The sequence below is a fragment of the Agrococcus sp. Marseille-P2731 genome (genome assembly GCF_900117395.1).
Classification (GTDB): Bacteria; Actinomycetota; Actinomycetes; order Actinomycetales; family Microbacteriaceae; genus Agrococcus.
The window spans coordinates 430,659-444,050 of sequence record NZ_FPEG01000002.1; the positions used below are offsets into that span (position 1 = coordinate 430,659).

Annotated in this window: 11 protein-coding genes; 3 read left to right on the top strand and 8 right to left on the bottom strand. The window is 71.8% G+C overall.

Annotated features, from left to right (window positions below):
• Positions 1 to 136: 136 nt before the first annotated feature.
• A complete protein-coding gene (locus BQ6202_RS06000) occupies positions 137 to 793 on the top strand; it encodes a GntR family transcriptional regulator (RefSeq protein WP_072313550.1) in 657 nt (218 codons plus the stop codon).
• A gap of 81 nt (positions 794 to 874) precedes the next feature.
• Here BQ6202_RS06000 and uvrB read toward each other — a convergent pair whose 3' ends face one another.
• Together uvrB and coaE are read right to left on the bottom strand one after the other, a co-directional pair.
• Entirely contained in the window at positions 875 to 2,926 is a 2,052-nt protein-coding gene (uvrB, locus tag BQ6202_RS06005; RefSeq protein ID WP_072313551.1) for an excinuclease ABC subunit UvrB, read from the bottom strand.
• Positions 2,927 to 2,935: 9 nt separating this feature from the next.
• Positions 2,936 to 3,553 (bottom strand): dephospho-CoA kinase, encoded by a 618-nt coding sequence (gene coaE / locus BQ6202_RS06010; RefSeq protein ID WP_072313552.1) that lies wholly within the window; start codon positions 3,551 to 3,553, stop codon positions 2,936 to 2,938.
• Between the two features lie 99 nt (positions 3,554 to 3,652).
• Here coaE and BQ6202_RS06015 point away from each other — a divergent pair, with 99 nt between their 5' ends.
• Entirely contained in the window at positions 3,653 to 4,501 is an 849-nt protein-coding gene (locus BQ6202_RS06015) for a response regulator transcription factor (protein ID WP_072313553.1), read from the top strand.
• 46 nt (positions 4,502 to 4,547) lie between these two features.
• On the opposite strand, the gene BQ6202_RS06020 is transcribed toward BQ6202_RS06015, so the two are convergent.
• Together BQ6202_RS06020 and BQ6202_RS06025 are read right to left on the bottom strand one after the other, a co-directional pair.
• The gene (locus BQ6202_RS06020) at positions 4,548 to 5,756 is read right to left on the bottom strand and encodes a nucleotidyl cyclase domain-containing protein (RefSeq protein ID WP_072313554.1); all 1,209 of its coding nucleotides are present in this window, start codon (positions 5,754 to 5,756) and stop codon (positions 4,548 to 4,550) included.
• Complete coding sequence (locus tag BQ6202_RS06025) at positions 5,753 to 7,378, bottom strand: sensor histidine kinase (protein ID WP_072313555.1); 1,626 nt, start codon at positions 7,376 to 7,378, stop codon at positions 5,753 to 5,755. Before BQ6202_RS06025 ends, BQ6202_RS06020 begins: the two co-directional genes overlap by 4 nt.
• A gap of 100 nt (positions 7,379 to 7,478) precedes the next feature.
• On the opposite strand from BQ6202_RS06025, the gene BQ6202_RS06030 reads away from it, so the two are divergent.
• Positions 7,479 to 8,102 carry a DUF4126 domain-containing protein gene (locus BQ6202_RS06030; protein WP_072313556.1) on the top strand — a complete coding sequence of 208 codons (624 nt, stop codon included), beginning with the start codon at positions 7,479 to 7,481 and terminating at the stop codon, positions 8,100 to 8,102.
• Between the two features lie 34 nt (positions 8,103 to 8,136).
• Here the strand turns inward: BQ6202_RS06030 and BQ6202_RS06035 are convergent, their stop codons facing one another.
• The 4 genes from BQ6202_RS06035 to BQ6202_RS06050 all read right to left on the bottom strand — a co-directional run bounded on the left by BQ6202_RS06035 (position 8,137) and on the right by BQ6202_RS06050 (position 13,386).
• Complete coding sequence (locus BQ6202_RS06035) at positions 8,137 to 9,525, bottom strand: serine hydrolase domain-containing protein (RefSeq protein ID WP_072313557.1); 1,389 nt, start codon at positions 9,523 to 9,525, stop codon at positions 8,137 to 8,139.
• 91 nt (positions 9,526 to 9,616) lie between these two features.
• A complete protein-coding gene (rpsA, locus tag BQ6202_RS06040) occupies positions 9,617 to 11,077 on the bottom strand; it encodes a 30S ribosomal protein S1 (RefSeq protein WP_072313558.1) in 1,461 nt (486 codons plus the stop codon).
• 153 nt (positions 11,078 to 11,230) lie between these two features.
• Positions 11,231 to 11,695 carry a hypothetical protein gene (locus BQ6202_RS06045; protein WP_072313559.1) on the bottom strand — a complete coding sequence of 155 codons (465 nt, stop codon included), beginning with the start codon at positions 11,693 to 11,695 and terminating at the stop codon, positions 11,231 to 11,233.
• Positions 11,692 to 13,386 (bottom strand): DUF885 domain-containing protein, encoded by a 1,695-nt coding sequence (locus BQ6202_RS06050; protein WP_072313560.1) that lies wholly within the window; start codon positions 13,384 to 13,386, stop codon positions 11,692 to 11,694. Before BQ6202_RS06050 ends, BQ6202_RS06045 begins: the two co-directional genes overlap by 4 nt.
• Between the last annotated feature and the right edge of the window lie 6 nt (positions 13,387 to 13,392).

A 13,392-nucleotide genomic window follows, 5' to 3' on the forward strand; every position in this document is an offset into this window, starting at 1 on the left:
CATCTCCATCGAAGGGCTCGGATGCGCGGGAGGCGCGGTCCTGAGCCTAGCTTTCGTAGAACGGCGTTGCAACGATTGTTCAACAACATAGGGCGGATGTGTTTCGGCTGTGTTGCGGCGCGCATACGATCGGGGCATGAGCGATCCGAGCGCGACGCTGCCGGGCACGACGCTGGCCGACGTGCTGCGCGTGCAGATCATCGATGGCGCCTTCTCACCGGGCCAGCGGCTCTCAGAGGCGGCGCTCGCCGAGCGCCTCGATGTCTCGCGCAACACGCTGCGCGAGGCGTTCCGGGTGCTCGCGCAGCTCGGGCTCGTCGAGCACGTGCCGCACCGAGGGGTCTCGGTCGCGTCGCCCAGCACCGCCGACGTCGTCGACATCTACCGCGCCCGCAGGCTGATCGAGTGCGGGGTGCTGCGCGACGCCTCAGCCCTGCACCCCGGTGTCGCGGCCATGCGCGCCGCGCTCGATCGCGCTGAGCGTGCGGAGGCCGGGGCGGACTGGCCCGCGGTGGGCAGCGCGAACATGAGCTTCCACATCGCGCTCGTCTCCCTCGCGGACAGCCCGCGCCTCGCGCGCGCGCACGATCAGCTGGCCGCCGAGCTGCGGCTGGCGTTCCTCGCCATCGACGATCCCGAGGCGCTGCACCGGCCGTTCGTCGCCAAGAACCGCGCGGTGCTCGAAGCGCTCGAAGGTCAGGGCCCCGAGGCGGCGGCCGCCGAGCTCGAGCGCTACCTGATCGACTCGGAGCGTCGCGTGCTCGGCGCGTTCTCGCGGCTGCGGCGCCACTAGTGCGGCGCCGCTAGCCGGCCCGCCGCCTCAGCCCCGGACGGGCCTCGGCGTGAGGCGGGCGGCGGACCGAGAGGGCCAGCGTCAGCTCGCCTCGCGCATCTGGCGCAGGTCTCGCTTCAGGTCGTGCAGCTCGTCGCGGATGCGCGCGGCCAGCTCGAACTTCAGCTCGCCCGCCGCCTCCGTCATCTGCGCGGTGAGGTCGGCGATGATCGACTCCAGCTGCGTCGGCCCGTCCATCGAGGACCGGTCCTTCGCGAGCCGCGGCGTCGGCGCCCCGCGCCGCGTGCCCTCGAGCAGCTCGTCGGTGTCGGCCTGCTCGCGAGCGAGCACCTCCGTGATGTCGGCGATGCGCCGGCGCAGCGGCGTCGGGTCGATGCCGTGCTCGAGGTTGTAGGCGACCTGCACCTCGCGACGGCGGTCGGTCTCGTCGATCGCGAGCCGCATGGAGTCGGTGATGCGGTCGGCGTACATGTGCACCTCGCCCGACACGTTGCGGGCGGCGCGACCGATCGTCTGGATCAGCGACGTCGACGAGCGCAGGAAGCCCTCCTTGTCGGCGTCGAGGATCGACACGAGCGAGACCTCCGGCAGGTCGAGGCCCTCGCGCAGCAGGTTGATGCCGACGAGCACGTCGTAGACCCCTTGCCGCAGCTGCGTCAGCAGCTCGACGCGGCGCAGGGTGTCGACGTCGGAGTGCAGGTAGCGCACGCGCACGCCCGCCTCCGTGAAGTACTCGGTGAGCTCCTCCGCCATCTTCTTCGTCAACGTGGTCACGAGCACGCGCTCGTCGCGCTCGGCGCGCACGCGGATCTCCTCGAGGAGGTCGTCGATCTGGCCCTTCGTGGGCTTCACGACGAGCTGCGGGTCGACGAGGCCCGTCGGGCGGATGATCTGCTCGACCACCGTGCCGGCCAGCCCCATCTCGTACTTGCCCGGCGTGGCCGAGAGGTAGACCTTCTGCGGCGTGCGCTCGAGGAACTCGCCGAACTTCAGCGGCCGGTTGTCGAGCGCGCTCGGGAGCCGGAACCCGTGCTCGACGAGCGTGCGCTTGCGGCTCGCGTCGCCCTCGTACATGGCACCGATCTGCGGGACGGTGACGTGCGACTCGTCGATCACGACCAGGAAGTCGTCCGGGAAGTAGTCGAGCAGGCAGTGCGGCGGCTCCCCGGGCTGGCGGCCGTCGATGTGCAGCGAGTAGTTCTCGATGCCGGAGCAGAAGCCGATCTGCTCCATCATCTCGAGGTCGAAGGAGGTGCGCATGCGGAGGCGCTGCGCCTCGAGGAGCCGGCTCTCGCGCTCGAGCTCCTTCAGGCGAGCGTCGAGCTCGTCGCGGATGCGGTCCATCGCCTTGTGCATGCGGTCGGTGCCGGCGACGTAGTGGCTGCCGGGGAAGATGGAGATCGACTGATGCGTCTCGAGCACCTCGGCGGTGAGCGGGTGCAGCGTCGAGATCGCCTCGATCTCGTCGCCGAACAGCTCGATGCGGATCGCGTGCTCCTCGTACATCGGGATGATCTCGATGGTGTCGCCGCGCACCCGGAAGGTGCCGCGCGTGAAGGCGACGTCGTTGCGCTGGTACTGCATCGAGACGAAGCGCCGCAGCAGCGCCTGACGGTCGATGCGCATCCCGACCTGCAGCGCCACCATCGCCTCGAGGTACTCCTCGGGCGTGCCGAGGCCGTAGATGCAGGAGACGGTCGAGACCACGATGACGTCGCGCCGCGAGAGCAGCGCGTTCGTCGCCGAGTGCCGCAGGCGCTCGACCTCGGCGTTCAGCGAGGAGTCCTTCTCGATGAAGGTGTCGGTCTGCGGCACGTAGGCCTCTGGCTGGTAGTAGTCGTAGTACGAGACGAAGTACTCGACGGCGTTGTTCGGCAGCAGCTCGCGGAACTCGTTGGCGAGCTGCGCGGCGAGCGTCTTGTTGTGCGCGAGCACGAGCGTCGGCCGCTGCACCTGCTCGACCAACCAGGCCGTCGTGGCGCTCTTGCCGGTGCCCGTCGCGCCCAGCAGCACCACGTCGGTCTCGCCGCGGTTCAGCGCGGCGGTGAGCTCGGCGATCGCCTTCGGCTGGTCACCGGAGGGGGTGTACTCGCTGATGACCTCGAAGGGCCTGACGGCACGGGTCGGTTCCATGGCCCCAGCCTACGAGCGGCCACCCACACGATCGCTGGTGAGCCGCTCCCACAGCGCATCCGCCTGCGCGAGCGTCTCCTCGATCGTGCCCCCGGTGTCGACCACGACGTCCGCGATGGCGAGCCGCTCCGCATCGCTCGCCTGCGACGCGACGCGCGCCCGCGCATCCGCCTCACCGAGCCCGCGCAGCTCCACGAGGCGGCGGATGCGCGAGGCAGCAGGGGCGTGCGCGACCACCACGAGGTCCCACGGGTCGTCGCTGCGAGCCTCGACGAGCAGCGGCACGTCGTAGACCACGACCGCCTGCGCGTCGCGCTCGAGCGCCGCCGCGAAGCGGCGCGCCGACTCGGCGGCGACCGCCGGGTGCACGATGCCGTTCAGGCGCGCTCGCGCGTCGGCATCGCCGAAGACCACGGCGCCGAGCGCGGCGCGATCGAGCGAGCCGTCTGCGAGCACCAGGTGATCGCCGAAGGCCGCGGCGATCTCGGCGAGCACCGGCTGGCCCGGCTGCTGCAGCTCGCGCACGAGCGCATCGGCGTCGATCACGACCGCGCCGTGCGCTGCGAGCCGGCGGGCGATGGTGGACTTGCCGGAGGCGATGCCGCCGGTGAGCGCGACGAGGGGCATGCTCCGAGTGTGGCACGGGGAGCGCGCATGACTCGTCGCTAGGATGACCCTGCGCGCACCGAGCGAGACCGCGGCGCGCGGCAGAGGCGGGGAGACCACATGGCTGAGGACGTCGCAGTCGTCATCGAGGACGGCGAAGACATTCGAGAGCTGCTTGCGCAGGTGCTGACGCAGGGCGGCTTCGAGGTGTACTCGGCCGCTGACGGCGCCAGCGGGGTCGAGCTCGTGCGCGCGCACGACCCCATCGTGGTGACGATCGACGTCAACATGCCTGGCATCGACGGCTTCGAGACCGCGCGCCAGGTGCGTGCGATCAGCACCGCCTACATCGTGATGATCACCGCGCGCGGCGACGAGATCGACACGCTCGTCGGCCTGCAGACCGGGGCCGACGACTACATCGTCAAGCCGTTCCGACCCAGAGAGCTGCGCGCCCGCATCGAGGCCATGATGCGGCGCCCCCGCGTCATCGCGTCGACGCACCCGTCGCCTCCGCTGCCGCCTGTGGCCGAGGCCGAGCGCGTCCCGCACCCGGCGAGCGGCGGCGGCGCGAGCCCCACGGCGACGATGCCAGCGCCCGTCGAACAGGTCTCCTCCGTGCCGTGGAGCGAGCTCGAGCACGAGGACAGCGCGCTCGAGCACCGTGGCCTGCGGCTCGAGTCCGGTGCGCGCGTCGTGGAGCTCGACGGCGCCGAGGTCGAGCTCACGCGCAGCGAGTTCGACATCCTGCGGATGCTGCTGAGCTCGGGCCGACGCGTCGTCAGCAAGATGCAGCTCGCCGGCATGCTGCGCGGCGAGCGCGGCGAGCCCGACCACTACCTGAGCGAGCACGACGCGCGAGCCATCGAGGTGCACGTCGCGAACCTGCGCAGGAAGCTCGGCGAGTCCCCCTCCGACCCGCGCTGGATCGAGACGGTCCGCGGCGTCGGCTATCGCCGCACGTCCTGACGGGCGCTGCGCGCCGCGCGTCCGGCGGCTCGCCGGCCCGGGCCCGCTACCGCTCGCGCGCCCGCCCGTCGCGGGCTGACGCATCCTCGTCGTCGTCCTCGCCTGCGACGACCACCGTGACGTCGTCGCTCGCGATCGCGCGCTTCGCCGCGAGCCGAGCGGCATCCAGGAGCACGTCGCGGTCGTAGCCCGAGATGCTCGTGAGGCTCACGCCCATGCCGATCGGCGGCACCACCGGCACGCCGGCAGTGGCGAGCTGGTCGAGCATCGCCCGGTGCATGCGCGCCGCCAGCTGCCGCGCGTCGGCCGGCGAGGAGGGCTGGAACGCGAGCAGGAGCGCACCCCGATCGTCCGTGCCGAGGGCCGCGGTGGTCGGCGACAGCCGGCGCGCCGCGGCCCGCGCGGACTGGCGGACGTGCTCGGCCTCGTCGGCGCCGAAGGCCGTCGCGATGCGAGCGAGCGAGTCGATGCGGATCACGAGCACAGCGAAGAGCTCGGCGCGGCGATTGGCCCGCATGAGGCGGCCTCCGAGCACTCGCACGAACGAGGGCAGCAGCAGGACGCCGTCAGGCGCGATGGCCATCAGCGAGGAGTCCTCGGTGCCGCGCAGCCGCACCTGCTCGGCGCGCAGGACGGAGGTGGTCATCGCGGCGACGATGACGAGCCCGATGATCGCGAGGCCGGCGACCGTGCTGCTCATCCAGGGCTCGGCATCGCTGCGCGCACCGAGTGCGAGCGAGCCGATCAGGCGCGCGACCTGGAAGGCGCTCGCCGCGGCGAGCACGCTGGCGAAGCCGAGCGCCGAGCGCGTGTGGCGCATCGCGCCGCCCACCGCCTCGATGGCGGCGAGCGCTGCCATGGCGGCGTTCGCGGCGAACATGACCCACTCGGCGCGCCACGGGGGCGTCGTCAGCCCCTCCAGCAGCACGGCGGCGCAGGTGAGCAGGGCGGCTGCCGCGACAACCACCCCTGCGCTCCTGCCCCGCTTGCCGTTGTAGACGCGCACGCCGATCCAGAACAGCCCGAGCCCCGTCACCCAGGCGCCGTTGCCGACGGCCAGGGGCCACCAGCCTGCCTCGGTCACCGCGTCCAGCACGTAGGCCTCGGTGGCGACCATGCCCGCGATGAAGCCGAGCGCCCAGACGCGACCGGCACGGTCGTCCTTGCGCAGCATCGTCTCCAGCACGAAGACGCCGCCGGCCACGTGCACGACGATCGCGGTCAGCAGGGTGACCGTGCCGGGATCGAGGTTCATGCGCTCACTCCCGTGATGCCGAGCGGCAGCCGCACGACGAAGGTCGCGCCGGAGCCCAGCTGGCTCTGCACGGTGATCTCGCCGCCGTGCGCGCGCACGAGGTCGCGGCTGATCGTGAGCCCGAGCCCGTTGCCGTGCGGCCGGCTCGACCTCGCGGCCGCGCCGCGGAACCGGCGCTCGAACAGCCGCGGCAGCGCCTCCTCCGAGATCCCCGGCCCGTCGTCGCGGACGACGAGCCACGCGTGCTTGTCGTCGCTCGTCACGCCCACCTCGATCAGGCCGTCGCCCGTGTGGTAGCTGACGGCGTTGCCCACCAGGTTGTCGACGACCTGACGGATGCGGATGGGGTCGATGGCGGCGACGGTGTGCTCGACGCCCGAGGTGTCGATGCGGATGCCGCGCGTGCCGGCGCGAGGCTCGAGCGACTCGACCGAGGCGAGCACGATGCGCGAGAGCTCCTCCTCGACGGGGCGCACGTCGAAGCGACCGGGCCCGTCGGCGGTCGCGGCGAGCACGTCGCCGATGATGACGAGCAGGCGCGAGGCGTTGCGCTCCGCGATCTCCAGGCTGCGTCGCGCCTGCCCGCCCACGCCCGGATCCTCGAGCGCGAGGTCGAGGTGACCGAGCACGCTCGTCAGCGGCGTGCGCAGCTCGTGCGAGACCGAGGCGACCAGCTCGTCGCGCATGGACACCGCCATCCGCTCTGCCGTCACGTCGCGCGTCACCAGGATCGCGCCGACATCGGTGCCATCGACGTCGATGAGCCTGCGGGCGGTCGACTGCATGGCGCGCCTGCCCTCGCCCGGCGGGCCCTGCCAGTGCAGCGCGTTCTCGAAGGTCTCGCCGCGCCTGGCGCGCGCGAGGGGCGCCTGCGCGGGCTCGATGGGCGTCTCCCCGTCGCCGTCGAAGAGCTGGCCCTCCGCGCCGACGGCGCTCAGTCGTGAGTGGGCGTCGTTCTCGATCGAGATCGAGCCGTCCGCACCGATGCGCACGACGCCGAAGTCGACGGCGTCGAGGAGCTCGCTCACGGCGTCCTCCTGCCGGCGCGCGCGCTCGACCGCGTGATCCAGGTACTCCGCCTGCTCGTCCAGCAGCACCCGCTGCGCTGCGGCACGGCGCGCGGCGACGAACGCGACGATCGCTGCGACCGAGATCGCGAGCGGCCCGAGCACGATCTGCACGGCGCTCGTGAACCCCTCGTGCATCGAGGTGACCGCCCAGAACAGCACGCTCGGCCCCGCCGCGCCCACGGCGAGCCCCTGCCAGCCTCCGATGGTCGCGAGCCACGTGGCAGGCACCATCCACAGCAGCCACAGCTGGGCCTCCGGCTGCCCGAGCTGCAGCTGGAAGATCGCGGCGAGGTCACCGATCGGCACGAGCGCGACCCACCGGGGGTGGATGCGGTTCCACGGCACCACGAGGGCGACGATCGTGAGCGTGAAGAGGGAGAGCACCCCGAAGAAGAGCGTCTCGCCGTCCTGCAGCTCGTCGAGCACGACGACGAGGCCGCACGCCGCGAGGCACGCCGCGGCCAGCAGCAGCTGGTTCACGGCGGTCGCGCGCTCGCGCGTCCGGTCGGTCCGCACGTGCGCCGTGCGACCCGTCCTGCCGCCCGCGCTCATGGGATGACCGTATCGCGCCGCGGGCCGCGGATCGTGCTCCCCGCGGGGACGGCTAGCATCGCGGCAGGCGGTGCGCCGCACCGCGGGAGGAGGAGTCGCCATGCTCGAGTTCCTGACGGGCTCCGGGCTCGCCGCCGCGGCGGGCATGAACGCCTACATCCCCATGCTGGTCATCGGCCTCGCGAACCGCTTCTTCCCCGACGCCCTCGCACTGCCGGAGGGCTGGGCGTGGATCTCGAGCTGGTGGGTGCTCGGCATCCTCGCCGTACTGCTCGTCGTCGAGGTGGTCGCCGACAAGATCCCGGCGGTCGACAGCGTCAACGACGTGCTGCAGACGATCGTGCGCCCCACCGCGGGCGGGCTCGTCTTCGGCTCCTCCTCCACCGCCTCGACCGTCGCCGTCACCGACCCGGCTGCGTTCTTCGCGTCGAACCAGTGGGTGCCGATCGTCGTCGGCGCGATCATCGCGCTCACCGTGCATGTCGGCAAGACCGCCATGCGCCCCGCAGCGAACGCGGCGACCGTCGGCGCCGCCGCTCCGATCGTCTCGACCATCGAGGACGTCGGCGCCATCGGGATGTCGCTGCTGGCGATCGTCGCGCCCGTCCTGGTGCTGCTCGCGCTCGCCCTGCTCGGCCTGCTCGGCTGGTCGATCTGGCGCACGGCCAGGAAGCGTCGGAACGCCGATCTGCGGCCAGCGACCGACCGCCTCCCGGCGGACTGACGGCCGACCGCCGGCTCAGCCGTCGCAGCCGGGTTCAGCTGATCGGCCCCTCGACCCGCTCCATGTGCATCGCGCCGCGCCACCGCACGACGCGACCCGCGGCATCCCGCTCCGCGGTCGCGATCTCGCGGCCGGCGCCCATGCCGGTCGACGCGATGATGCGCACGCGCTCGTCGTCGAGCGGCTCCAGCACGTCCGCGAGCTGCAGCGGGTCGGGCGCGGTCGGGTTGATGCACAGCAGCCGGCCGCCCAGCTCCACGACGTCGATGCGGCCCCAGATGCTCGCGAACGTGCCCTCGAACGAGCGCGCCAGCGCGAGCTGCTCCTGATCCGCCCCCGACCCGGTCTGCTCGGCCGCATCGACCGCGGTCTGCACGATGCCGGCGACACCGATCGCCAGCTCCTCCGCCGGCCCGTCGATGGCGTTGGCGAAGACGCTGATGACGATGTCGCGCTCCGCGTCGACCAGCGTCCGCGTCGCCTGGCCGGTCCACGCGCCGCCGTGCCCGGCCCATTCGCGCCCGTCGAGCGTGCGCAGCATGAGCCCGAGCCCGTAGCCGGAGTCGACGCCCGGGCGCGAGGTCGACCACTGGCGCTGCCGCATGCGGCGCCGCGTCGGCGCCGCCAGCAGGCGGTCATCGGCATCGGTCACGGCGCGCAGCGCATCCGTGAGCTCCGCCGCCGTCGAGACCGCGCCCGTCGCCGCGGCCAGCGCGCCCGTCGAGGGGTTGCCGAGCACCGTGCGCTCGTCGCTCGAGTGCAGCGCCGAGTGACCGGCCACGAGCGGCGCTCCCTCCCCCTCGCCGCGATCGCCGGTCCTCACGTCACCGGCGATCGCGTCGAGGCCGAGCGGTGCGAAGACCAGCTGCTCGAGCGCGTCGACGTAGGGGCGGCCCGTGATCTGCTCGATCACGAGCCCGAGCAGGCCGAACCCGATGTTCGAGTACTTGAACTCGGCGGATGCGGGCAGGCGCGCGACCCCGGCGCGCGCGATCGCGAGCAGTCGGTCGGCGTCCGGGAAGTCGGACTCCAGGCGCCAGAAGGAGACGTCGTCGCTATCACGGGTCGCACCGCTGCCATGCGAGAGCAGCTCGCGCACGAGGAGCGCACCAGCGTCGGTGTCGCGCAGCGCCGGCACGTGCTGCTCAGCCGCATCGTCGAGCCGCAGCCGGCCCTCGTCGACGAGCCGCATGGCGGCGAGCGCCGCGAGCGACTTCGAGTGCGAGGCGATCCGGAAGCGGTGCTGCGGCGTCAGGGCCGCGTGCGTGGACGCATCCGCCACCCCGTGCGCCGTGTCGAGGACGAGCTCGCCGCCGATGCGCACGGCGGCCTGCACGCCCGGCACGCGCAGCCGCCACCGCCGGTACGCGAGCCAGCGGTCGGCGTAGTCGAGGGCACGGGTGAGCGAGTCGTCAGCGAGCATGCGTCGATCCTCGCACCGGGGCGCGCTCGACCGCTCGCGCAACGCGAAGCGGGCCGCACCCGGAGGTGCGGCCCGCTCGTGGATGCGGTGCTTACTCGGCGGAGCCGGTGAGCTTCTCGCGCAGTGCGGCGAGCGCCTCGTCGTCGGCGAGAGTGCCCGCGCCCGACTCCTCCGTCGAACCACCGAACGACTGCGCGCCCGAGGGAGCGTCGTTCGAGGTGAGCTCGGCGTCGCGAGCAGCGGCGACCTGCGCCTTGTGCGCCTCCCAGCGCGTCTGCGCTGCGGCGTACTCGGCCTCCCAAGCCTCGCGCTGCGTGTCGAAGCCTTCCTTCCACTCGTTCGTCTCGGGGTCGAAGCCCTCCGGGAACTTGTAGTTGCCCTGCTCGTCGTACTCGGCGAGCATGCCGTAGAGCGCCGGGTCGAAGTCGGCACCGTCGGGGTCGACGCCCTCGTTCGCCTGCTTCAGCGAGAGCGAGATGCGGCGGCGCTCGAGGTCGATGTCGATGATCTTCACGAAGACCTCGTCGTTGACCGAGACCACCTGGTCAGCGGTCTCGACGTGCTTCGCCGACAGCTCCGAGATGTGCACGAGGCCCTCGATGCCGTCCGCGACGCGCACGAACGCACCGAAGGTGACGAGCTTCGTGACCTTGCCCGGTGCGACCTGGCCGATGGCGTGGGTGCGGGCGAAGATCTGCCACGGGTCCTCCTGCGTCGCCTTGAGCGACAGCGAGACGCGCTCGCGGTCGAGCTCGACGGTGAGGATCTCGACGGTGACCTCCTGGCCGACCTCGACGACCTCGGAGGCGTGCTCGATGTGCTTCCACGAGAGCTCCGAGACGTGCACGAGGCCGTCAACGCCGCCCAGGTCGACGAACGCACCGAAGTTGACGATCGACGACACGACGCCCTTGCGGACCTGGCCCTTCTGCAGCGACTGCAGGAAGGCACCGCGCGATGCCGACTGCGTCTCCTCGAGGAGAGCGCGGCGCGAGAGCACGACGTTGTTGCGGTTCTTGTCGAGCTCGAGGATCTTCGCCTCGATCTCCTGGCCGAGGTACGGCGTGAGGTCGCGCACGCGGCGGAGCTCGATGAGCGAGGCGGGGAGGAAGCCACGCAGGCCGATGTCGACGATGAGACCGCCCTTGACGACCTCGATGACCGTGCCGGTGACGACGCCGTCCTCGTCCTTGATGCGCTCGACATCGCCCCAGGCGCGCTCGTACTGCGCACGCTTCTTCGAGAGGATCAGGCGACCCTCCTTGTCCTCCTTCTGGAGGACGAGCGCCTCGACGGTGTCGCCGACCTCGACGACCTCGGTGGGGTCGACGTCGTGCTTGATGGAGAGCTCGCGCGAGGGGATGACGCCCTCGGTCTTGTAACCGACGTCGAGCAGGACCTCGTCGCGGTCGATCTTGACGACGGTGCCCTCGATGAGGTCGCCGTCGTTGAAGAACTTCAGGGTCTTCTCAACGGCGGCCATGAAGTCATCGGCCGAGCCGATGTCGTTCACGGCGACCTGCTTGGGAGCCGTGGTCGTTGCAGTGGTCATAGAGTTCAAGGTGCCTTGTAGGGGGTATCGGGCCGACGGGCATGCGGATGCGCCGCGGCGGTTCGGATTGGTCTCGTCACCACACGAGTGACCTGCCAAGCCTACACGGCTGGCACGAGCGTCGCCACGCGGCCGCGGCGGGTCGGGACCGGCTCAGTCGTGCGCGAGCGCCGATCGCACGAGCATGGTGCCCAGAGGCTCGGCGCACATCGCCTCGCCCAGGTCCGCGTCGAAGAGGCCGCGCTCGACGAGCGATCGGATCGCCGCGTCGCGGTCTGCGGTCGCCGCCGCGATCAACGCCGGCTCGCTCAGGGCGCGCCAGCGGCCCATGTCGGCCTCCGTCTCTGCCTCGAGCGCGTCGACCTCCACATCCCACGCCTCCATGCGCGCTTCGTGCTCTCGGGCGGCCCTGCCGGCCCTGAGCCTGCCGAGCAGCCCGGTGGCGCGCTCCGCCATGGGTCGCGCGGCCCGCAGGCGCAGCGACTCGGCGTGCGCGCGATCGCAGTGCGCGAGCGGCTCGCCTGCGTGCGCGCCGAGGGCCGCGCGCTCGAGCTGCGCGAGCTGGTCGAAGTGATCGACCGGTTCGCGCAGCTCCGCCGCGGCCTCGAGCGCGCTCACGCCCCGCGCAGCACCGCCTGGCGCAGGGTGTCGAGCCCCACGCCGCCGATGTTGAGCACGCGCATGTGGAAGCGCTTGAGGTCGAAGGCGTCACCCTCGGCCTCGGCCGCCTCGTCGCGGATCTGCTCGAAGATGCGCTGGCCGATCTTGTAGGAGGGCGCCTGGCCCGGCCAGCCGAAGTAGCGATTGACCTCGAAGCGCACGAACGGCTCGTTCATGTTGACGTTCTGGCGCATGAAGTCGAAGGCGTAGTCGAAGTCCCACTCCCCCGTGCCGTCGAGGCGCGGCTTGCCGAGGTGCACGCCGATGTCGAGCACGACGCGCGCCGCGCGCATCCGCTGACCGTCGAGCATGCCCAGGCGGTCGGCCGGGTCGTCGAGGTAGCCGAGCGACTCCATCAGGCGCTCGGCGTAGAGGGCCCAGCCCTCGGCGTGGCCGGAGGTGCCGGCGAAGGCGCGGCGCCACAGGTTGAGCTCGCCGCGGTTGTAGGTCTGCTGCGCGATCTGCAGGTGGTGGCCGGGCACGCCCTCGTGGTACACGGTCGTGAGCTCGCGCCACGTGTCGAACTCGGTGACGCCCTTGGGCACCGACCACCACATGCGGCCTGGGCGCGAGAAGTCGTCCGCGGGGCCGGTGTAGTAGATGCCGCCCGTCTCGGTCGGCGCGATCATGCACTCGAGGGCCTTGATCGGCTCGGCGATGTCGAAGTGGGTGCGGCCCAGCTCCTCCACCGCCTGGTCGCTCGTGCGCTGCATCCACGCCTTGAGCGCGTCGGTGCCGTGCAGCTTGCGGCTCTCGTCGCCGTCGAGGAACTCGATCGCCTCCTGCACCGTCGCGCCGGCCTTGATCTCGTGCGCGATCGCCTCCTGCTCGGTGCGCATGCGGTCGAGCTCCTCGATGCCCCACGCGTAGGTCTCGTCGAGGTCGACCTCCGCGCCCAGGAACCGGCGGGACATGAGCGAGTAGAACTCGCGGCCCACCGCGTCCACGGGGTTGGCGGATGCCGCCAGCTCGTCGCGCAGGAACGTCGCGAAGCGCTCGTGCGCGTCGGTCGCCTCCACTGCGGCAGCAGCGAGGTCGCGGCGCAGCGACTCGGGCAGCTCCGACTCCCCCGCCTTCGCGCCAGCGGCGAAGTCGTGGAAGAAGCCGCGCCCGGTGCCGTAGTCGGAGAGCTGCTCGAGCACGTTGTCGATCTGGCGCGCAGCCGGCGTGTTGCCGTTCGCGATGCCGGCGCGGAGCGAGGCGATGTAGCCGTCGATCGCGCCGGGCACGTTGCGCATCCGCTGGGCGATGTCGTCCCAGTGCTGCTCGCCCGCGGTCGGCATCAGGTCGAAGATGTCGCGGATCGAGCTGGCGGGGCTCGCGAGGTTGTTGAGGTCGCGGTCGCCCCAGCCGGCGGCGTCGATGTCGAGCTCGAGCTGCAGCTCGCGCGCCAGGTCGGTCTTCGTGACCCAGTCGATGTCATCGGCCGGCTGCGCCGCCTCGAGTCGCGCGAGCACGTCGCGGGCGAGCGACGCCATCGCCTCGCGGCCCTCGGGCGAGTAGTCGCCGTAACCCGCCTTGTCGCCCTCGAGCCCGGTCCAGACGTTGAGCTCGGGGTTGAGGACGGCCGCGCGGTGGACGTAGTCCTCGGCGATGCGATCGATGTCGGACTGGGGGCGCGACGGTGCGCCGACGTTCTCGTCTGTCATGCCACC

Excerpts from the sequence above, each read along its gene's own strand:
- BQ6202_RS06000 (WP_072313550.1), top strand. The coding sequence starts at position 137 with ATGAGCGATCCGAGCGCGACGCTGCCGGGCACGACGCTGGCCGACGTG.
- uvrB (WP_072313551.1), bottom strand. The coding sequence starts at position 2,926 with ATGGAACCGACCCGTGCCGTCAGGCCCTTCGAGGTCATCAGCGAGTAC.
- coaE (WP_072313552.1), bottom strand. The coding sequence starts at position 3,553 with ATGCCCCTCGTCGCGCTCACCGGCGGCATCGCCTCCGGCAAGTCCACC.
- BQ6202_RS06015 (WP_072313553.1), top strand. The coding sequence starts at position 3,653 with ATGGCTGAGGACGTCGCAGTCGTCATCGAGGACGGCGAAGACATTCGA.
- BQ6202_RS06020 (WP_072313554.1), bottom strand. The coding sequence starts at position 5,756 with ATGAACCTCGATCCCGGCACGGTCACCCTGCTGACCGCGATCGTCGTG.
- BQ6202_RS06025 (WP_072313555.1), bottom strand. The coding sequence starts at position 7,378 with ATGAGCGCGGGCGGCAGGACGGGTCGCACGGCGCACGTGCGGACCGAC.
- BQ6202_RS06030 (WP_072313556.1), top strand. The coding sequence starts at position 7,479 with ATGCTCGAGTTCCTGACGGGCTCCGGGCTCGCCGCCGCGGCGGGCATG.
- BQ6202_RS06035 (WP_072313557.1), bottom strand. The coding sequence starts at position 9,525 with ATGCTCGCTGACGACTCGCTCACCCGTGCCCTCGACTACGCCGACCGC.
- rpsA (WP_072313558.1), bottom strand. The coding sequence starts at position 11,077 with ATGACCACTGCAACGACCACGGCTCCCAAGCAGGTCGCCGTGAACGAC.
- BQ6202_RS06050 (WP_072313560.1), bottom strand. The coding sequence starts at position 13,386 with ATGACAGACGAGAACGTCGGCGCACCGTCGCGCCCCCAGTCCGACATC.